The organism is Pseudochrobactrum asaccharolyticum (assembly GCF_003314995.1).
Classification (GTDB): Bacteria; Pseudomonadota; Alphaproteobacteria; order Rhizobiales; family Rhizobiaceae; genus Pseudochrobactrum; species Pseudochrobactrum asaccharolyticum.
This window is the reverse complement of sequence record NZ_QNRH01000006.1, coordinates 206,961-226,671: the sequence shown is the minus strand read 5'-3', so window position 1 is coordinate 226,671 and position 19,711 is coordinate 206,961. Positions and strand designations below refer to the sequence as shown.

Below are 19,711 nucleotides of genomic sequence, written 5' to 3'. Positions count from 1 at the left end.
AACCTTAAAATCTCGTAAACACTAAATCAATCTCTCAATCTTTTCAGTGCTTTAGCGATTAGCCAATCTCTCAGTCAACCAATCTCAAGGGCGAAGCTCTCTGCCGCTAGCAGCGCCGCCGCCCTCGTTGTTGAGCTCATATAGACCCCACCAAGCCAAACTGTCAACACGCACAAACACCTTTTATGGAATTTTTATAACAAAAAACACAAATCCACCCCTCATATATCAAAAACGCCACCCCAAACCGCCCGATCGACTCGGAAAACCAGAATCGTAAAGCCGCGTTTGAAGAATCGGCACTAATTTTGAGGCAAATAAATCGCGAAAGTTCCCTCTCGGTAAAAAACCAGCCATATGCTGCTTAGCAGGGCACCCATATATAAAGGAATTATCGCAACAAATTATCTATTGATCACAAACACGCCCTATTCCGACGATAAGCACACAAAGCGGCGATCGCATGCGCGTCATTCTATATGCGGGTTAAGAGCGAATAATCGTGGAATGATTTCATATAATCCATTTGTTTGCAGTCTTTTCATTGACTATGCAGACACGGGCAGGCAAAACTTGCCTCTCACCTGAGGCAATTAAAATTTCGCAGGACTTTCCGCTGCCTGACCGGCGCGGAGCACATATAATAAGGAATGGTACTGCCCGGTATGAATCAGCAGATTTTGACCAACACCAGTGAACCCGGGGATGAGCCGCCGCTCATCACTGACGGAAGGCGTGGCCCTCCGGACCGGCGCGAGGTCTCTGCCCGATGGCTTGCCGGTACATTTCTTACAGGTATTACCGCATCTCTGTTAATCGGTGTCGCTCTATTCGCCGCTCTTGACGGTCGTCAGCAACTTGCGACACCTCCAGAGCTTGCGACAAAAGAAGAGATGCCCTCAAAGGGTGATGCTCAGGACAGCTCCAAAGGCAATCGGGTCTTAGCAACAATTACTAAGCAAAAGAGCCGTGATCGCCGTCGCATGGAAGTTTCAACCATGCAGAAGATTGGCGAACGCGAGATTATTCGTACCAAGCCATTTGAATATGTTCGCATGACATTGGCTGCTGACCATCCGGCAGGGCGCCAATATCCGGCTTTTGATGCCATGACCGTTTTCTCTGACGGGGCGAAAGCACAAGCGCAACCAACCGAAGCCGCACAAATTTATGGCGCTAAGGTTGAAAGCGAAATCAGCCTGCGCACTATCGATTTTCCGCTGAATGCAGCAAATTACGATTCCGAATCTGAGCTCAGCAGCGACGAAGTTGAAAAGGTCGTTCGCAGCACCGGCCAATTACTGACTGATGGTGACGTACAGATTGCATCCCTGCACTATGTTGATCCGCTGCGTTTTGGCAACAGCGACTCCTCCTTTACGCTGACACAACCGCTCGGCGTTCGTATCACGCAGGAAAATGTCAGTATCAGCAACCGACTGATGGAAGACGAAACCAATAGCGGTTTTTCTGAAGACATCATTCCGTTCCGCTCTGATTCAAAGATCATCGATGCTCTGAACAAAAGCGGCTATGAAGGCGAGGACGCGGATAATATTGCAGAAGCCCTTTCCAAGCTGATGAATTCACCAAGGCTGAAAGCCGGCAGTGTTCTGCGCGTTGGGGTTATGTCCTCCGAAAAAGAGGACCATATTGTCCGCGTTACTCTTTATAATGGCACAACACATATTGTAACGGTCGCTCTTGATGATCAGAAACAATATGTTCCGTCTGACGAACCGGAAATGACGCCGCTGCTACAGACAGCATTTGATGATTCAGCGCCGCCACCAACAATCCGTGGTGAACTGCCTTCTGTTTATGATGCTGTCTATAAAGCAGCATTTGCGTATGGCATGACCAATGATATGGCACGCCAGCTTGTAAAAATGCTGGCCAATGATGTCGACTTGCAATCTAAAATCAGCAGATCCGATTCAATCGAAGCCTTCTTCTCATTGCCGGAAGATTCTGACAGTGCCAATGAAGAGTCGCAACTGCTCTATGTCAGTGCCAATATGGGCGGCGCTACGCGGAAATTCTATCGCTACCAGTCACCGGAAGGTAACGTTGAGTTTTTCGATGAAAACGGTCGCAGCGCTCAGCAATTCCTGATCAGAAAACCAGTTCCAAACGGTGTGTTTGGTTCGCCTTTCGGTGGTCGTCGCCATCCGATCCTTGGTTATGTGCGTATGCATACCGGTGTTGACTGGCGCGCGCCGCGCGGCTCCCCTATTCTGGCAGCGGGTAATGGTGTGGTTGAAAAGGCCGGCTGGGCAAATGGTTATGGCAATCAAACCATTATTCGTCATGCCAATGGTTATCAGACCAGTTATAACCACCAAAATGCCATTGCTTCGGGGATCACGCCGGGAACACGTGTGCGTCAGGGACAGTTGATTGGCTATGTCGGTTCAACTGGTCTTTCTACGGGCCCGCATCTGCATTACGAAGTCATTGTGAATGGCGCAAAAGTAGATCCGATGCGTATTCGTATGCCGCAAAGCCAATCCCTGAACGGTAAACAGCTTGAAGTGTTTATGCGCGAACGCAATCGCATTGATCAGCTATTGGATGGTAAAGGCGATACGCCGGCCAAAGTAGCGAATTCATCTCAGGCTAAAAGCGGATAAAATAAAATCCCGCCTACCAAATTCCATCTCATAAAAAGCGGCTGTAAAAGCCGCTTTTCTTTATTCTGTGAACTCCACCGTCACACCACGCTTGACCAGCTTAGCCAATTCTTCTGCATCCCAGTTCGCCAACCGAATACAGCCATGGCTGGCGGTTTTGCCAATACGCGACGGATCCGGTGTTCCGTGAATACCATAAGTCGGCTTTGACAGAGCAATCCATACCGTGCCCACCGGTCCGTTCGGGCCCGGCGGAACAATCAGGACCTTGTCATTATTACCCTGTTTGAAATTGATCTTCGGATTATAGGTGTAGTTCGGATTGGTCGCGATGCGCTCAACCGTTACAATACCCGATGGCGAAGGATTATCTGCGGAACCAATGGTCGAAGGATAGGCGACAACCAGCTTACCGCTCTCATCATAACCACGAACCTGTTTACGGGCTTTATCCGCAATAATTCTAGCAACCTGCGGACGCTTCTGCTTGCCCAGATTAGGTACACGGATCACCTGATCCGGTTGGCGAAAATTAACACCCGGATTGATTTCCTGCAGATAGTTTTCATCAATGTGGAATTTCTCCGCTAACATCTCACGGGGTGAAACATAAGCCATTTCCGGTAATTTCGCTTTCTCAGCATAATCATTCGGTACCGATGCCAGATAAAAACGACCGATATCCGCATTGGTAATCGTATATTCTGTGAAAGCAGGACCACCTGTTGATTCCAGCAGCATATTAATTTGCGCTTCATCTGCAGGGTTCAGGGTCGTGCCCGTCATTTCAAGATAGGCGGCTGCTGCCTTATCGACATTACCGCCTGCTTTACCGTCAATCACACCCGGAGATGTACCGGTACGATCAAGCAAAATCTGATAAGATGCCATCTTGGTTTTGGCACCCTGCCCTTGCGGCATGGTTACAGATGGTGTCGGCGTTCCCTGTATGCCGCCGGAGCCAGTAGACTGACCATAGGGATCTTCAATTGCAGGGCGGTAATCATTATTATCTTGTGCAGGTGCAGTACCGACATCCGGCAATGCTGAGCGATCAATTGCAGCATTATTAACAGCCGAACCACGCGGTGGCGCAGGGAAATAATCCACGCCGGCATTATCCGGCACGTTGGCGAAACCGTCATAGGGCGCACCACCGTCAACAGGACCATTCAATGTCCAGTTATCATTATTATTCGGTTGTTGCGGTGAGCGTTGCGGATATCCACCCGGCTGTTCCTGAATACGCAGAATTTTCCCCTGATGATTCATGGTCACTTGCCGTCCTGAAGCGTCAATATAGACCCGCACATTATTATCCTGAAAAATCACTTCTCCCGGATCATAAAGCTGCGCCATCAAAACAGGCTGTTCCTCACCTGAGTTAGCAGCATAAGCGGTCGTAACTGTCAGACTTGTCAGTGCTGTTACTGACAGACCGAGATAAGTCTTCCAAACTATTCCCCGCATTTTATGCATACCACACCTTTTAAAGTCCAAATCACTGTTCGCTCAGGCAGGTCTCCTGAGCGGTTATGCTGTAATCACAGATCAGGCCATTTTTATGGTTAATAAATTAACTACACATGAAGAAGATGCTCCCGCGCAGATATTTTTTCATGCAAAGAAAAGGCGGCGCTGTCTTTCGACAACGCCGCCTTGTTTCAAATGCTTACGACTGATTTTATATCAGCAATCAGTGTTTTGGCTTTGGCTGAAACACCAGTCGATCTGAACCGGCAGAAATATCCACCAGCGAGCCGTCAAGGATTTCACCACCGAGAATTTTCTCGGCAAGCGGATCCTGTACCTGCTTCTGGATCACCCGCTTCAGAGGACGGGCACCATAAGCAGGATCATAGCCCTTATCGGCCAGCCAGTTACGGGCATCATCCTCAACATCCAGCGTAATCTTACGATCACTCAGCAGATTTTGCAGTCTGCCCAGCTGAATATCCACAATCGCACCCATTTCCGAGCGGCGCAGACGATGGAACAGAATGATCTCATCGACACGGTTGAGGAATTCCGGACGGAAGGATGAACGCACAACGCCCATCACTTCTTCACGGACACTGTCCACATCCTGATCCTCATTCAGTGCAACAAGATATTCCGCACCGAGATTGGAAGTCATAATGATCAGCGTATTACGGAAATCAACCGTACGCCCCTGACCATCGGTCAGGCGACCATCATCCAGTACCTGCAACAACACGTTAAAGACATCCGGATGCGCTTTTTCAATCTCGTCGAACAGGATCACCTGATACGGACGACGACGCACAGCCTCAGTCAGCACACCACCTTCTTCATATCCGACATAGCCCGGAGGGGCACCGATCAGACGGGAAACCGAGTGTTTCTCCATGAATTCGGACATATCAATCCGCACCATGGCTGTTTCATCGGAAAACAGGAATGTGGCCAAAGCTTTGGTCAGTTCTGTTTTACCAACGCCGGTTGGTCCCAAGAAGATAAACGAGCCGATCGGACGGTTCGGATCCTGCAGACCTGCACGGGCACGGCGCACCGCACGCGACACCGCCTGCACTGCTTCGCCCTGACCAATCACGCGTTTGCCGAGTTCGTCTTCCATACGCAGCAGTTTTTCCCGTTCGCCTTCCAGCATCCGGTCAACCGGAATACCTGTCCAGCGGGAGATGATCTGTGCAATATGATCCGGCGACACAGTTTCTTCCAGCATAGTGCCGGTATTTTCCTGTGCTTCCGCATCGCTCAGCTGTTTTTCCAGCTGCGGGATCGTACCATAGGCCAGTTCACCGGCTTTCTGGAATTCACCATTCCGCTGGGCAGTCGCCAAAGCATTACGTGCATCGTCGAGTTGCTTTTTCAGATCTGCAGCATGGCCGAGTTTCTGCTTTTCTGCCTGCCATTTGGCAGTCAGCTCAGCGGATTCCTCTTCCAGATCGGCCAGCTCTTTTTCAAGACGCTTTAAGCGATCTTTCGATGCCGTATCGGTTTCCAGCTTCAGCGCTTCACGCTCGATTTTAAGCTGCATGACACGACGATCCATCTCATCCAGCTCTTCCGGTTTGGAATCCACCTGCATACGTAGACGCGCGGCCGCTTCATCCACAAGGTCAATCGCTTTATCCGGCAGGAAACGATCTGTAATGTAACGGTTCGACAAACTTGCCGCTGAGACCAGAGCTGAGTCCGAAATACGCACTTTGTGATGCTGTTCGTATTTTTCTTTCAAACCGCGCAGGATCGAGATCGTATCTTCAATGGTTGGCTCATTGACAAAGACCGGCTGAAAACGACGGGCAAGCGCCGCATCTTTCTCAACATATTTGCGGTATTCTTCCAATGTCGTTGCGCCGACACAGTGCAACTCACCACGGGCAAGCGCAGGTTTGAGCAGGTTCGATGCATCCATCGCACCGTCAGACTTACCGGCACCAACCAAAGTGTGCATTTCGTCGATGAACAGAATGATTTCACCGGCAGCAGCTTCAACTTCCGTCAGCACAGCTTTCAGGCGTTCTTCAAATTCACCGCGATACTTTGCACCGGCAATCAGCGCACCCATGTCGAGCGCCATCAGACGCTTGTCTTTCAGCGATTCAGGCACATCACCATTGACGATACGCAGCGCCAGACCTTCGGCGATCGCGGTTTTACCCACGCCCGGCTCACCGATCAGCACCGGATTATTTTTGGTACGGCGCGACAGAACCTGAATGGTACGGCGGATTTCATCATCACGGCCGATCACCGGATCAAGCTTGCCGGAACGTGCATCCTCAGTCAGATCACGGGCATATTTTTTCAGGGCTTCGAAATTGGCTTCGGCAGAAGCACTGTCGGCAGTTCGGCCTTTACGCATCTGATTAATCACCTCATTCAAGGCCTTCGGCGTTACCCCCGCCTTGGACAGAATTTCATAAGTTTTGGCGCTTTTTTCCATTGTGAAAGCGGTGAGCAAACGCTCAACCGTGACATAACTGTCACCGGCTTTGGTCGCCAGTTCTTCCGCAGTGGTCAGAATTTTTGCAAGCGGCTGCGCCAGATAAAGCTGTCCGTTACCGCCGGTTACTTTCGGCAGTGCAGCAAGGGCGCTCTGAAGCCCGAGTTTAATATCCGCAATACGGCCGCCAGCCCGTTCGATCAGGCCGGAAGCCAGACCTTCTTCATCATCCACCAAAACTTTAAGCAGATGTTCGGGGGCGAATTGCTGATTATCAGAATTTAACGCAAAGCTCTGCGCAGACTGGATAAAACCCTGTACGCGTTCGCTGTATTTCTCAATATTCATAGTGTCTCCTTTGCGCCCTCCGACCCGTTACGGCATCGGAAGATCATGGGTGACGGCTCCCCCTTAAAGGCAGGAACCATATAGGACAGATTTTGGATGAAGGAACGGAATGCTCCGGCATCCTGTCTGAAAATGATATGGGGCGATAGCCCCCGGCCTGCAAGGGGGAGAGACAGAACTGTGAAAATTATTATCTCAACAGGAGTTATCGCATGTTCTCGGTAGCTCAAATGAATACATTTGAGCGCGACATGCTTTAAACTTTGACGACGACAGGCTTGGCCTTACTCTGCCGGCATAAAAAAACCGGCGGTAGACCGCCGGTTTTAAAATCATACGGATCACAACAGATTATTCTGTTTCAGCCAAAGCTGTATCCTGATCCTGTGTGTCCGCATCTGCTTTCGCAGTACGGGTCGTGCGGCGCGGACGCAATACACGGCGGGTACGCGGTGCCGGTGCTTCATCAGCAGCAACAGCATCAGCACTTGCTTCCGGTGTCACTTCCACAGCCGGGGCAGCATCGCTTTCCTGCACAAGAGGTGCAGCAGCACGCGGACGACGACGGGTAACAGGTGCTTCAGCAACTTCACTCACATCGGCAACAACCGGTTCCGCAAATGTTGAGGTCACAACAGGCTGTTCTGCAGACTGTTCATAAGGAACCTGCGGTGCAACCGCAATTTCCTGCCCCTGATCAGCACCATATTCAGGACGCTGATGACGGCGCGGACGCTGCATACGACCCTGACGGTCGTTGTTGCGGTCATTATTACGCTCGTTACGGTCGTTGCGATCATTACGATCACCGCGATCCTGACGATTATTCTGCTGACGGTTATTACGGCCGGAGGAACGGGAATTTTCCTCACCATACATTACTTCTGCAGGTGTACCTTCGATAACAGGCTGCGGGCCGCTGCCGTCATAGACTTCCTGATGCGATACAGACTGGCCGGAATGACCCTGATCCATTGTATCTTCATCATCATAGTCATCATCAAAGCCTTCATCGCGCTGTACCGGCGCAGGATTTTGAGCCTGAGCAGCCAGAATGATACGATTATAATGCTCTGCGTGCTGCAAATAATTTTCTGCAATAACCCGGTCGCCGGTTGCCTGCGCATCACGAGCCAAAGTCATATATTTTTCGGCAATATGCTGCGCATTGCCCCTGATTTTTACATCAGGTCCGTTACTTTCGTAATTACGTGAAAGAGGATTAGGGCCCTTACGGTTATTATTCCCCCGTCCACGCATGCGCCTGTTCTGCTGTCCTGGCCTCATACTCATCTCTTTTCAGATTAGGGGCGAAGAAATCATTTCAGCTGAAAGGGCTGATGGATTTCATAACTACAATGACAAAAAGCGCGCCCCGCACTTTCAGCGTATAATTTTTTTAAGTTTTGTGCTGCCGTGTCAGCAACTCCATAAAGGAGGTTGGTTAAAAAACCACCGGACAGAAGCTGAGTACAATATTTGAATCGCTCTTATAATTTCGCACCAATGGATACGTTTTCAGAAAGATCGAATTTCAAACATATAGCTTCAGGCTGACAACTCTGTCCGACATACTAGCGCATAAGTCTTTAAACCGCTACCGTTTCAAAGATGAAATTATGCGTTCGTCCGAATTGTTACTGCGTCTTTCATCCATCTTTAAGGACCGCGACGCAGCAGCGGTGACAGGAAATTAGACATGTTTGCCGTAAATTCCAAGTCTTTTTTGAGCATATTGAACATTAAAGTCAACGCTGAAATGACAATGCGCGTTTATGACCACCCAAATCTTCGGCTTCACCGGTCAGTCTGAAACCATGCTCTGCAAAAATCGCCTCAATATCCGGTGCTTGTCCTGCACCGATTTCGATCGCAATCATACCTTGATCATGCAGATAATCTGCACTTCGGGCTGCCAGTGAACGGTAAAAGTTCAAGCCGTCTTCGCCGCCATCCAAAGCACGGCGCGGGTCAAAATCCTTAACCCCTTTATCCAGCTCAAGGACGATTTTCGCAGGAATATATGGCGGATTCGAGACAATCAGGTCGTATTTTCCACGCACAGCTTCAAACCAGTCGCTCTGCAGGACAGCAAGGCGCGAAGAAACTCCCGCCGCTTTCGCATTGATCCGCGCCGCTTGCAGCGCACCTGCCGCGATATCAACGGCCACACCACGCGCCTGCTGAACTTCGTACAATAATGTGACCGCAATCGCGCCGGTACCGGTGCCCATATCAATCAAATCCACGAAGGATTTCTCAGCAACTTGCTGCTGTAAAAATGGTAAAACCAGTCCGATCAGAGCTTCCGTATCGGGGCGCGGCTCCAGCGTATCGGCATTCAGCTTGAAATTCAGGCCGTAAAATTCACGCTCACCAATGATTCGATGTACCGGCTCACCGGTCAGCCGTCGCTGAAGAGCTACCAATACATTTTCAACATCTGCCTGCTCAAGCGCCACATCTGATCGTGTCACAAAATCGGTCAGGGTTGCGCCGGTATAATGCTGCACCAGCAAGCGCGCATCCAGTTCAGCGCTATCAATCTCAGCCTGTCGCAGTTCCAGCCGCACGTGAGCCAGAAGCTGACCAAGCGTATTCATCATATTTTCCTGATTTGTCATGACAACTCAGTTATCACCCAATTCCGCCAGCAATGCGGTCTGATGATCGGAAATCAGCGCATCCACCAATTCGTCCAGCTCACCCATCATCACACGATCAAGCTTGTAGAGCGTAAGATTAATACGATGATCTGTCACCCGCCCCTGCGGAAAGTTATAAGTGCGGATACGTTCAGACCGGTCACCGGACCCCACCTGACTGCGGCGTGCTTCAGAGCGTTCACTTTCCGCACGCTGGCGCTCCATATCATAGAGACGGGCACGCAAAATCTGCATGGCGCGGGCACGGTTCTGGTGCTGGGACTTTTCTGCCTGCACCACCATAATCCCTGTCGGAATATGGGTAATACGCACCGCCGAGTCCGTAGTATTCACGTGCTGACCACCAGCACCCGATGCACGCATCGTATCAATACGAATATCTTCATTGCGGATTTCAATATCAATATCTTCCGCTTCCGGCAGTACAGCCACCGTTGCTGCGGAGGTATGAATGCGTCCGCTGCCTTCTGTTTCCGGTACGCGCTGCACACGATGCACACCGGATTCAAATTTCAGTTTGGAAAACACGCCTCTGCCGGAAATCGTCGCGATGATTTCCTTAAAACCACCCGCATCGCCTTCACTGGCTGAGACAACTTCAACGCGCCAGCCTTTATCGGCCGCATAGCGCTCATACATACGGAAAAGATCACCGCCAAACAACGCGGCTTCAGAACCACCAGTACCGGCACGAATTTCCAGAATAGCGTTTTTCTCGTCAGCGGCATCTTTCGGCAGCAGCAAAATCTGCACTTCCGCTTCCAGCGCTTCGACTTTATCTTCCGTCTCCGGAATTTCCATTTCCGCCAATGCGCGCATTTCCGCATCACCGGAAGCATCATCGCGCATCGAGATCAAATCTCTCAGCTCCTGCTGAGCAGCCTGCAATTCGCGAATTTTCAATGCCACATCTTGCAGTTCTGAATATTCAGAGGCCAGTTTAACATAGGTTTCCGGTGAAGGATTATTGGCCATCTGCGCTTCAAGCATCATAAAATGCTTGAGCAACTGATCCATTCTGTCCTGCGGCAGCGCAACCATCCGGTAATCCTATTTTTTAAATAAACGAGCCTGAAACTATCTGCAGGTTCAGGAATACATAACGGCTTGCACCCATAAAGCATTTCGCAATCAAACGGAAACATTTGATTGCGAAATTTTAGAGCATAATTTTAAGGTGTTAGAGTGGCCTTTGTGTGCCAAGTCTGGCACACGGCACTCTAACGTATAAAAAACGGGATTTTACAGCGGAATTTGCTGCTCATTGGCAAAGCGTACTAAATTCTCGCGGATTGAGCCATTGGCATCTGGCCTGTACACCAGTTCTGCCAGCATCTTGTTCAAAGCACCCGCATCCAGTGATAACAGCATGTTTTTCACCGGCCCGATAGCCGCTGCAGACATCGAGATCGAACGGAAGCCCAAACCGATCAGCATCATCGCCGTCAACGGCTTGCCTGCCATTTCACCGCATAATGTCACCGGCTTGTTATGGCGTTTGCCCGCATCGGCAATCTGCAACAGCACACGCAGGAATGCCGGAGACAACTGATCGAAACGATCTGCTATCTGCGCATTGCCACGATCAACCGCCATGATGAACTGGAACAGGTCATTCGAGCCCACAGAGGCAAAATCCACCTCATTCATCAGCTCATCCAGCTGCCAGAGCAGCGACGGCACTTCGATCATCGCACCGATTTTCAGGCTGCATGGCGGCTGATGATCAAAGCGGGTCAGATAATTTACTTCGCGCTCAATGATCTCACGGGTTGCACGCACCTCGGCGACTTCCGTCACCATTGGCAGCATAATCCGCAATTCCCGTCCGCCGGCAGCCTTGAGCAATGCCCGCAGCTGCGTACGCATCAGACCTGGCCGGTCAAGCGCCAAACGGATCGCCCGCCAGCCCATCGCCGGATTTTCCTCATGCGCGTTGGAGCGGAAATATGGCAGCACCTTATCGCCGCCGATATCCAGCGTGCGGAAGGTTACGGGCTTATCACCGGCCGCTTCCAGCACGGCACGATAGAGTTTTTCCTGCTGGCCGGAGCGCGGAAATGTCGAAGCCACCATAAATTGCAGCTCTGTGCGAAACAGGCCGACACCATCGGCACCGGATTCTTTGAGCTGCGGCAGATCAACGATCAGACCGCCATTCATCAGCAATGCAATGGACTTACCATCTTTGGTAACTGCAGGTTTATCCCGCAATTCGCGGTAAAGCGCCTGCCGCTTAGCACGGAACCGCACCTTCTCCGCATAGGCCGCTTCAACATCAGTTTGCGGACGCAGATGCACGCGACCATCCTCACCATCAATAATGATGGCATCATTATTTTCTGCCAGCGCCACCACACCTTTGGCCTGCCCCACGACGGGAATACCCATAGCACGCGCGACAATCACCACATGGCTGGTCGTAGCGCCGTCTTCCAGTACCAGACCGCGCACACGCTCACGCGGATAATCCAGCAATTCCGCAGCACCCATAGAACGGGCGACGATGATGGAATCCTTAGCCATCATTTCCGCAGCCGTTTTCGGGTCATAGCCCATCAACTGGCGCATCAGACGGTTGGCAAGATCATCAAAATCACTGAGCCGCTCACGCATATAAGGATCGCTCAGATGCATCATCCGAGCGCGCGTATCACTCTGGACTTTTTCAACCGCAGCTTCCGCTGTCAGGCCGTTACGGATTGCTTCTTCTAAACGCCGCATCCAGCCGCGGTCATGAGCGAACATCCGGTAGGCTTCCAGCACATCACGGTGCTCGCCTTCCATCGCCACATCACGACGCGACAGCATATCGTCAATCGACAGACGCAGAAAACCCATCGCCTCATCAAGGCGGGAGATTTCATGCTCAATATCTTCGTTGAAGAGGTTGGTCACCACAATACGCGGTTCGTGCAGCACTACATGGCCAAGACCAACGCCTTCATTATAGGCATGGCCGTTGAAGCTGACAGAACGACCATTGGTCAGTTCCACACCCGGACGCGCTAAACGGGTCAGATTACCGGAGGCCACCATTTCCGCCAGCACCATCGCTGTCGTTTCCAGCGCTTCCAGTTCATCTTCGCGATAGGCGCGCTTGGTACGGTTCTGCACAACCAGAACCCCCATCGTGCGCCCGGCACGAAGCACCGGAACACCAAGGAAGGAATTATACACTTCTTCGCCGGTTTCCGGCAGATAGGTGAAAGCCGGATGGCTCTGTGCATCCGTCAGATTAAGCGGACGTGCTGTGGCAGCAATCGTACCGACAAGCCCCTGCCCCAGACGCAGTTGCGCCAGATGCACAGCCTGCGGGTTCAGACCTTCGGTTGCATAGAGTTCAAGAATTTCATCTGAGCGCAGCACATAGAAAGAACAGACCTCCGCCACCATATTTTGCGCGATCTCGCGCACAATATGATCAAGGCGTTCCTGCGGTTCCAGCGCTTCCGCCATTAAGGCGCGAAGACGCTTGAGCAAAATCCGGGGTCCGGCTGTCAGCTCACGCATAGGGTCTCAATGCTCCTCCAGATGCCTCACGCCTAAGATCAAATCACGTCCGGCATTATTTCAGCTTTTATAATACAAGACCGGACAGATCACGAATCACACCGCTGTGTGCATAGCTCACTTTGATTTGCTTGTGAGCATTTTTCTCATAATCGTCTAGGGCGTATTCATCAAATCTTTCTGTAATGCAGCTCATAAGGCTGAGTAAGTGTCCAAAATGGGGCGCAAACCGGCTAAATTATAGTGATCAACAAAAATGTCTCAAAACAATTCCGGTTTATATTTTTGTGGCAGCCGGACTGTTTTTCAAAACCCACTCAGAACGAGCTATGCAGCAGACGCATAGCTTAAAGCTGATTTTCCGCTAATACACCCCATTGCAGAATTTTTAATCCCCTGACATCCCAGCTTGCTCAACATTCTAAACAAAAAAGGCAGCGCTGCGAAGCACTGCCTTTTTCTGAAACTTTATAGATTCAGTTTTTTCAGTGCTTATCCAGCCCGTAAACAGAATGCAGGGTTCGTACCGCGAGTTCTGTATAAGCGCTGTCAATCAGGATCGAGATCTTAATCTCGGATGTGGTGATTGCACGAATATTAATGCCTTTTTCTGCCAGCGCTTTAAACGCTGTGGCAGCAACGCCTGCATGCGAGCGCATACCGGTGCCGATCACCGAGATTTTAGCCAGGCCGGTTTCGGACTGGATCGAGTCACAGCCGATTTCTGCTTTCACTTTATCCAGCGCATGAACCGCTTTATCCATATCACCGGATGGTACGGTGAATGTCATATCGGTTTTTGAACCGTCTTCAGAAACATTCTGCACGATCATATCAACATTGATATGTTCTTCAGCCAGCGGGACAAAAATCGCTGCAGAGACGCCCGGGCGGTCAGCCACACGGCGCAATGAAATCTGAGCTTCGTCTCGGGCGAAAGCGATACCTGTTACGACCTGTTGTTCCACGATTTCATCCTCATCGCAAATCAGCGTTCCGGGAGGGTTGAGCGGATCACCCATGCCCGGCGCATGCGGATCTTCAAAGCTTGAACGTACAAATGTACGGACTTTATGCACCATAGCCAATTCAACAGAACGAACCTGCAGGACTTTGGCACCAAGAGAAGCCATTTCCAGCATCTCTTCGAAAGAAATTTTTGCCATGCGGCGGGCTTTAGGTTCTACACGCGGGTCAGTGGTGTAAACCCCGTCCACATCCGTATAGATATCACAACGGTCTGCTTTAACCGCCGCAGCGATTGCCACAGCCGATGTATCAGAACCGCCGCGACCCAGCGTCGAAATGCGGTTTTCCGGGCTGATACCCTGAAAACCGGCAATAACCGCAACCTGACCTTCAGTGAAACGCTTGATCAGGAAAGAGCCGTCAATATCGGTAATACGGGCAGCGCCATGCGTCATGTCGGTCTTGATCGGGATCTGCCAGCCCTGCCACGAACGTGCATTCACGCCCATCGACTGCAGCACAATCGCCAAAAGACCGGCTGTTACCTGCTCACCGGAGGCAACAATCGCATCATATTCGCGTGCATCATGCATCGGAGATGCTTCACGCGTCCAGCCTACCAGTTCATTGGTTTTACCGGCCATAGCCGAAACCACAACTGCAACTTCATTTCCGGAATCGACTTCACGTTTAACGTGACGCGCCACATTCCGGATCCGGTCAATATCGGCCACAGAAGTGCCGCCGAACTTCATCACAATGCGCGCCATTATGTCGACATATCCTGAATGAAAATGAGAACCAACGGGAACCTGCCAACGTACTGAGAGGTACACCCAACAAGTAAGTGATGCTGACATACCGAAATTATGATCACTTCGCAAGCTCATCCGGCGAAAAGATGCTTGACTTTCGTCTATGAACAGACAAGTCCATGAAGGGCAAATGGAGATAGTTATGTCCGAAACGTCCAAACAGACAGATACAAGTGCTCATTCCGGCTCAGAGCAGCCACAGGAAGCCGTATCCGGCCGCACGACGATTGATCCTGCTGAAGTTGCGCATTTCTCGCGCATTGCCAGCGAGTGGTGGAATCCGCAGGGCAAATTCCGCCCGCTCCATAAATTCAATCCGACCCGCCTGGAATATCTCAAAGAGCAGATTTGTAAACACTTCAACCGTGACCCGCTAGCGGCTAAACCGCTGGAAGGTCTGCGTATTCTGGATATTGGTTGCGGCGGCGGCCTGCTGTGTGAACCGATGGCACGCCTTGGCGCGACAGTTATCGGCGCAGATGCTTCAACCACCAATATTGAAGTGGCCAAAATTCATGCCACCGAGATGGGCATTGAGATCGATTATCGCGCCACCACCGCAGAAGCACTGGCTGATGCCGGTGAACAATTCGATATCGTGCTGAATATGGAAGTGGTTGAACACGTCTCTGATGTTGATCTGTTCATGTCGGCCACGGCAAAAATGGTCAAACCTCAGGGACTGATGTTTGTGGCCACCATCAACCGCACGCTCAAAGCATGGGGACTGGCGATTATCGGCGCTGAATATGTGCTGCGCTGGCTGCCGAAAGGCACCCATCAATATGAAAAACTGGTACGTCCTGAGGAACTGGAAAAACCGTTGCAGGCTGCCGGTCTGACCGTGCTGGAAAAAACCGGCGTCAGTTATAATCCGCTCAATGATACATGGAACCGCTCACGCGATCTCGACGTGAATTATATGGTTCTGGCACAGCGTCGTTAATGACACCAGAGACAACTGATCCGTTTCCTGCGGATCAGTTGTAATCTTCAGCTATTGAACCAGTGCGGTTTAATTATAATCCTCAGGAAGCACTGGCAGTGGCATAATCTCCACACCGTCTTCTACAAGCGATGTAATCTCTTCCTTCGTAGCCTCGCCATAGATACCGCGCTCTTCCGTTTCACCGTGATGAATTTTGCGCGCTTCTTCGGCAAAGCGATCACCGACATAATCGGCATTCTCTTTCACCTTACGACTGATCTCACGCATTTCATCCAGTAATTTACGCTGGGCTTCGCCCATCGTCGCAGCAATCTTCTCTTTGGTTCGGCCTGTCGTAACAGAAGGCGCCATCAGCGCCTTACTGACTTTTGGTGAATGACAAACGGGGCATTGCACCAGACCGCGTGCGGTCTGGCTATCGAAATCCTCATTATTGCGAAACCAGCCCTCAAACTCATGAGACTGATCACAGTGCAGAGAAAAACGCATCATGCCTTGTCTGTTCCGCCTCCAATGGTTTCCAGTTTAAATTCCCGCGCATTTTTCAGGTTCGGGATTTTGTTGCGTGCAGCTGTGCTGTCTGCCACGTCAATCTCGGCATAAATCACAGCCGGATCATCATGATCGGCCTCTGCCAGCACTTTACCCCAAGGCGATACAATGATCGAATGACCGTAAGTCTGGCGATTACCGTTGTGCAAACCACCCTGTGCCGCAGAAATCAGGAAGGCACCGTTTTCAATCGCCCGTGCCCGCTGTAAAATATGCCAATGCGCTTCACCGGTCTGACGGGTAAAAGCAGCTGGCGCAGAAATTACATTAGCACCGGCATTTGCCTGCGCCTGAAACAGCTGCGGGAAGCGAATGTCATAGCAGATTGCCAGTCCGAGCTTCATAAACGGCAGTTCCGTGACCACTGCGCGATCACCGGCAGAAATCGTATCGGATTCACGCCAGCTCTCGCCATTATCCAGATCCACATCAAACATATGAATCTTGTCATATGTCGTGATTTTCGGACCATCCGGTGCAAAAACAAAAGCGCGGTTGGCAATCAGACCATTGTCCAGCTTAATCGGCGTTGAACCGATATGGAGATAAATGCCGTGACGTTTTGCCAATGCTGCTGCTGCCTTCACCACAGGATCATCCTGCTCCGCATGAAGGCTGGCACGGTAAAGCGCACGGTCATTCTGAATAATGCCGGTATTTTCAGGTGTCTGCACATATTGCGCACCTTGGGCGGCAGCCTCACCTACCATACGCTCAAGCGCTGTAATATTGGCAGACATATCGCCGTTTGAACGCATCTGCACAGCTGCAACTTTAACCATCGACATTATTCTCCCCTTTATGCCTTACAACTTAATCTGCTTTACCGGTTTCCAGCAGCGTAACCAGCTTGCCTGCACGATCCAGCGCATGAAGATCGTCACAACCGCCGACATGTACATCACCGATGAAAATCTGCGGGAATGTTGTACCACCGGAACGGGTCATCATTTCTTCACGATATTTCGGATCAACAGTCGCATTAAATTCCGTGTAGCCCGGCGCACGTTCATCGAGCAGCTTTTTCGCGCGAACACAGTAGCCACAGCCGTCACGGGTATAAATTTCAACATTCATCTTCAAGAGTCTCCTGATTTTCTTATCTATATAACCATGCCTGCATCATCATCCAAGCACTTGCTGTCGCTTTGTCGTTAAGGCAGCAGCATAATTATCGCATCCCTTCAGGCAGCACACGCCCGAAAGTCAGCACATCCACGCTGCCAGCCCCTGCTTTCAGCACAGCACGGGATGCGGCCTTCACCGTCGCGCCGGTGGTGTAAACATCATCAATCAACAGCACGCTACGCCCCTGCACATTGCTTCGCCCTGCCTCCGGCACGCGAAAGGCTCCCGCAACATTGCGCAACCGCTCGGACTGGCTGAGTTCTGCCTGCTGGCGTGTATCTTTAATGCGTTGCAATGCAGAAGGATCATAGGTCTTACCGCTGAGCTTCGCCAAAACCCGTGCCAGTTCTGCGGCCTGATTATAGCGGCGCTTCCACAGGCGCTTGCGATGCAGCGGCACCGGAATAATCACATCGCAATCCTCAAGCAATTCCTGCCCTGCCCGTTGCATCCAGCGTGCCATCCACGGCGCCAGATCAAGCCGGTCATAATATTTCAGCGATATACCGGCATGGCGTGCCGAGCCGTCATGACAAGCAACAGAACGTAAACGCCGGAAAGACGGCGGATTGGCAATCGCCTCTGCCGACAAAAAATGCGCGCCAAAATCATGCGTAAAAGGTGTTCCCATCACAGGACAAAGTGGTGCTTCCAGAAAGCGCACCGAACTCCAGCAAGTCCCGCACAATGTGCCGTTTTGTGAAACAGGGCTGTCGCATCCCTCACAAAGCGCAGGAAAAATCCGGTCCGGCAGCGCTTTCAAACCAGCGCCTGCATAATCCAGAAAACGCGCCCAACTCCCCTGTCTCACAACAGTTTCATGAGAAAGCAGTAATTCCCCCATTGCATTCGCCCCCGATTGAACGCATTTACAGCACCATGCCAGATGCATCACTCCAGTCCAGAGAAATCTCTGATTTTGAGCGGTGCCTGATAGCGGGATGCGAGAAAATGTCAGCAACAGAGACCTCACCAAACACCATCTTCGACAATGCATTGCTGCAAATGCGCCTGAAACGGGCATTACGCCGCAATATCAGTGGTGCGGATTTCCTGCTGGAGCGCACTGTGCAGGATCTGGAAGACCGGCTTTCAACTGTTGAGCGCCAATTTACCCGAGCTGTACTTCTCAATCCCTATACGTCCTCTCTGAGCCTGTCTTTGCAACAATCCGGCAAGGCAGAGGTAATTGAGACCGTTGAATATCAATCAAAAGACAGCACAGAATATCTGCCGCTTGAACCACACAGCGCAGATTTGATTATCTCACTGCTGTCACTGCAATTTACCAATGACACACCGGGTCTGATGATGCAGATCAAACAGGCGCTGAAACCTGACGGTTTGTTTCTCGGTTGTATGGCGGGTGCGGGCACACTCGGCGAATTGCGTGAATCGCTGTTGCAGGCAGAGTCTGAATTGACCGGCGGGGTCAGCCCGCGCGTGGCGCCTTTTGCGGATGTCCGCGATGGCGGCGCCCTGTTGCAGCGCGCCGGTTATGCTTTGCCTGTGACGGATATCGAAACCGTTACCGTGCGTTATGACAACATGTTTGCACTGATGGCGGATATCCGCGCGATGGGGATGAGCAATATTTTGACCGGCCGTTCGCGTAAGCCGGTTGGCCGCCGCCTCTTTATGCGGGCTGCCGAGATTTATGCAGAGCGCTTCAGTGATCCGGACGGGCGTATCCGTGCGACATTCTCATTCATCTGGATGTCCGGCTGGGCACCCCATGCTTCACAGCAGCAGCCGCTGAAACCGGGTTCTGCCAAAGCTTCACTGGCGGAAGCCCTGCTTGCGGCAGAAAAAAAGCCTTAAAACTAATCAGCAGTCGCCCTGCTGGGTGCCGTCACGGGTAATCACACATACTGATTCCGGTGAGGACTGCAGCAGGCTCTTGCGCTCAATATAGGATTTATCCGGATTGCCGCGCTGAATAGAGCCTGTGGACATCATATCCACACCGGCAGGAAACAGCGACTGCGCAGTCTGTTTATTGGCCTTCTGGCTCAGTACCGGCACAATGACCAGCGTCAATGCCAAAACAGCAGAGCCGAACAGCAGCACGCAGCGGACAAAGCCGCTTTTTGCAACCGGCATAAAGCCAGCTTTTGCATCTTCATCATCTTTAAAAAAGTCTGTCAGAAATTCAGACTGATACTCACTGCGGTTACTACTCATCGTCATACTCCGGCGCGATA

At 51.3% G+C, this 19,711-nt stretch carries 15 protein-coding genes; 3 read left to right on the top strand and 12 right to left on the bottom strand.

Features of this window, described 5'->3' with window-relative positions; translation table 11 throughout:
* The first annotated feature begins 665 nt into the window (after positions 1–665).
* Positions 666–2,633: a M23 family metallopeptidase gene (locus tag DFR47_RS16025; protein WP_113945431.1), complete on the top strand. Its 1,968-nt coding sequence runs from the start codon at positions 666–668 to the stop codon at positions 2,631–2,633.
* 60 nt (positions 2,634–2,693) lie between these two features.
* On the opposite strand, the gene DFR47_RS16020 is transcribed toward DFR47_RS16025, so the two are convergent.
* The 7 genes from DFR47_RS16020 to DFR47_RS15990 all read right to left on the bottom strand — a co-directional run bounded on the left by DFR47_RS16020 (position 2,694) and on the right by DFR47_RS15990 (position 14,833).
* Positions 2,694–4,103 carry a L,D-transpeptidase gene (locus DFR47_RS16020; protein ID WP_245416594.1) on the bottom strand — a complete coding sequence of 470 codons (1,410 nt, stop codon included), beginning with the start codon at positions 4,101–4,103 and terminating at the stop codon, positions 2,694–2,696.
* Positions 4,104–4,329: 226 nt separating this feature from the next.
* Complete coding sequence (clpB, locus tag DFR47_RS16015) at positions 4,330–6,915, bottom strand: ATP-dependent chaperone ClpB (protein ID WP_113945402.1); 2,586 nt, start codon at positions 6,913–6,915, stop codon at positions 4,330–4,332.
* Positions 6,916–7,266: 351 nt separating this feature from the next.
* On the bottom strand, positions 7,267–8,202 hold the full coding sequence (locus DFR47_RS16010; protein WP_113945430.1) for a DUF4167 domain-containing protein: 936 nt from the start codon (positions 8,200–8,202) through the stop codon (positions 7,267–7,269).
* A 461-nt stretch (positions 8,203–8,663) separates the two neighbouring features.
* Entirely contained in the window at positions 8,664–9,539 is an 876-nt protein-coding gene (gene prmC, locus DFR47_RS16005) for a peptide chain release factor N(5)-glutamine methyltransferase (protein WP_113945401.1), read from the bottom strand.
* Positions 9,540–9,545: 6 nt separating this feature from the next.
* Positions 9,546–10,622, bottom strand: coding sequence for a peptide chain release factor 1 (gene prfA / locus DFR47_RS16000; RefSeq protein ID WP_113945400.1), 1,077 nt, complete (start codon positions 10,620–10,622; stop codon positions 9,546–9,548).
* A 201-nt stretch (positions 10,623–10,823) separates the two neighbouring features.
* Positions 10,824–13,094 (bottom strand): phosphoenolpyruvate--protein phosphotransferase, encoded by a 2,271-nt coding sequence (ptsP, locus tag DFR47_RS15995; RefSeq protein WP_113945399.1) that lies wholly within the window; start codon positions 13,092–13,094, stop codon positions 10,824–10,826.
* A 485-nt stretch (positions 13,095–13,579) separates the two neighbouring features.
* The gene (locus DFR47_RS15990; protein ID WP_113945398.1) at positions 13,580–14,833 is read right to left on the bottom strand and encodes an aspartate kinase; all 1,254 of its coding nucleotides are present in this window, start codon (positions 14,831–14,833) and stop codon (positions 13,580–13,582) included.
* A gap of 187 nt (positions 14,834–15,020) precedes the next feature.
* On the opposite strand from DFR47_RS15990, the gene ubiG reads away from it, so the two are divergent.
* A complete protein-coding gene (ubiG, locus tag DFR47_RS15985) occupies positions 15,021–15,824 on the top strand; it encodes a bifunctional 2-polyprenyl-6-hydroxyphenol methylase/3-demethylubiquinol 3-O-methyltransferase UbiG (RefSeq protein WP_113945397.1) in 804 nt (267 codons plus the stop codon).
* Between the two features lie 69 nt (positions 15,825–15,893).
* Here the strand turns inward: ubiG and DFR47_RS15980 are convergent, their stop codons facing one another.
* From DFR47_RS15980 to DFR47_RS15965, 4 genes are all read right to left on the bottom strand, one after another.
* Positions 15,894–16,319 carry a DUF1178 family protein gene (locus tag DFR47_RS15980; protein WP_113945396.1) on the bottom strand — a complete coding sequence of 142 codons (426 nt, stop codon included), beginning with the start codon at positions 16,317–16,319 and terminating at the stop codon, positions 15,894–15,896.
* On the bottom strand, positions 16,316–17,167 hold the full coding sequence (locus DFR47_RS15975; protein WP_113945395.1) for a carbon-nitrogen hydrolase family protein: 852 nt from the start codon (positions 17,165–17,167) through the stop codon (positions 16,316–16,318). The genes DFR47_RS15980 and DFR47_RS15975 overlap by 4 nt, the downstream gene beginning before the upstream one ends.
* A 25-nt stretch (positions 17,168–17,192) precedes the next feature.
* Positions 17,193–17,456 carry a glutaredoxin 3 gene (gene grxC, locus DFR47_RS15970; protein WP_113945394.1) on the bottom strand — a complete coding sequence of 88 codons (264 nt, stop codon included), beginning with the start codon at positions 17,454–17,456 and terminating at the stop codon, positions 17,193–17,195.
* Between the two features lie 94 nt (positions 17,457–17,550).
* A complete protein-coding gene (locus DFR47_RS15965) occupies positions 17,551–18,351 on the bottom strand; it encodes a ComF family protein (protein WP_113945393.1) in 801 nt (266 codons plus the stop codon).
* A gap of 107 nt (positions 18,352–18,458) precedes the next feature.
* Here DFR47_RS15965 and DFR47_RS15960 point away from each other — a divergent pair, with 107 nt between their 5' ends.
* Entirely contained in the window at positions 18,459–19,328 is an 870-nt protein-coding gene (locus DFR47_RS15960; protein WP_113945392.1) for a methyltransferase domain-containing protein, read from the top strand.
* 6 nt (positions 19,329–19,334) lie between these two features.
* On the opposite strand, the gene DFR47_RS15955 is transcribed toward DFR47_RS15960, so the two are convergent.
* Positions 19,335–19,691 carry a hypothetical protein gene (locus DFR47_RS15955; protein ID WP_245416593.1) on the bottom strand — a complete coding sequence of 119 codons (357 nt, stop codon included), beginning with the start codon at positions 19,689–19,691 and terminating at the stop codon, positions 19,335–19,337.
* Positions 19,692–19,711 lie beyond the last annotated feature (20 nt).

Bases quoted from the DNA above. Each gene is read 5' to 3' on its own strand.
- ptsP (WP_113945399.1), bottom strand. From the start codon at position 13,094: ATGCGTGAGCTGACAGCCGGACCCCGGATTTTGCTCAAGCGTCTTCGC.
- DFR47_RS15960 (WP_113945392.1), top strand. From the start codon at position 18,459: ATGTCAGCAACAGAGACCTCACCAAACACCATCTTCGACAATGCATTG.
- DFR47_RS15955 (WP_245416593.1), bottom strand. From the start codon at position 19,691: ATGAGTAGTAACCGCAGTGAGTATCAGTCTGAATTTCTGACAGACTTT.
- clpB (WP_113945402.1), bottom strand. From the start codon at position 6,915: ATGAATATTGAGAAATACAGCGAACGCGTACAGGGTTTTATCCAGTCT.
- prfA (WP_113945400.1), bottom strand. From the start codon at position 10,622: ATGGTTGCGCTGCCGCAGGACAGAATGGATCAGTTGCTCAAGCATTTT.
- DFR47_RS16025 (WP_113945431.1), top strand. From the start codon at position 666: ATGAATCAGCAGATTTTGACCAACACCAGTGAACCCGGGGATGAGCCG.
- DFR47_RS15975 (WP_113945395.1), bottom strand. From the start codon at position 17,167: ATGTCGATGGTTAAAGTTGCAGCTGTGCAGATGCGTTCAAACGGCGAT.
- DFR47_RS16020 (WP_245416594.1), bottom strand. From the start codon at position 4,103: ATGCGGGGAATAGTTTGGAAGACTTATCTCGGTCTGTCAGTAACAGCA.
- DFR47_RS15990 (WP_113945398.1), bottom strand. From the start codon at position 14,833: ATGGCGCGCATTGTGATGAAGTTCGGCGGCACTTCTGTGGCCGATATT.
- DFR47_RS15980 (WP_113945396.1), bottom strand. From the start codon at position 16,319: ATGATGCGTTTTTCTCTGCACTGTGATCAGTCTCATGAGTTTGAGGGC.
- DFR47_RS15965 (WP_113945393.1), bottom strand. From the start codon at position 18,351: ATGGGGGAATTACTGCTTTCTCATGAAACTGTTGTGAGACAGGGGAGT.
- grxC (WP_113945394.1), bottom strand. From the start codon at position 17,456: ATGAATGTTGAAATTTATACCCGTGACGGCTGTGGCTACTGTGTTCGC.
- DFR47_RS16010 (WP_113945430.1), bottom strand. From the start codon at position 8,202: ATGAGGCCAGGACAGCAGAACAGGCGCATGCGTGGACGGGGGAATAAT.
- ubiG (WP_113945397.1), top strand. From the start codon at position 15,021: ATGTCCGAAACGTCCAAACAGACAGATACAAGTGCTCATTCCGGCTCA.
- prmC (WP_113945401.1), bottom strand. From the start codon at position 9,539: ATGACAAATCAGGAAAATATGATGAATACGCTTGGTCAGCTTCTGGCT.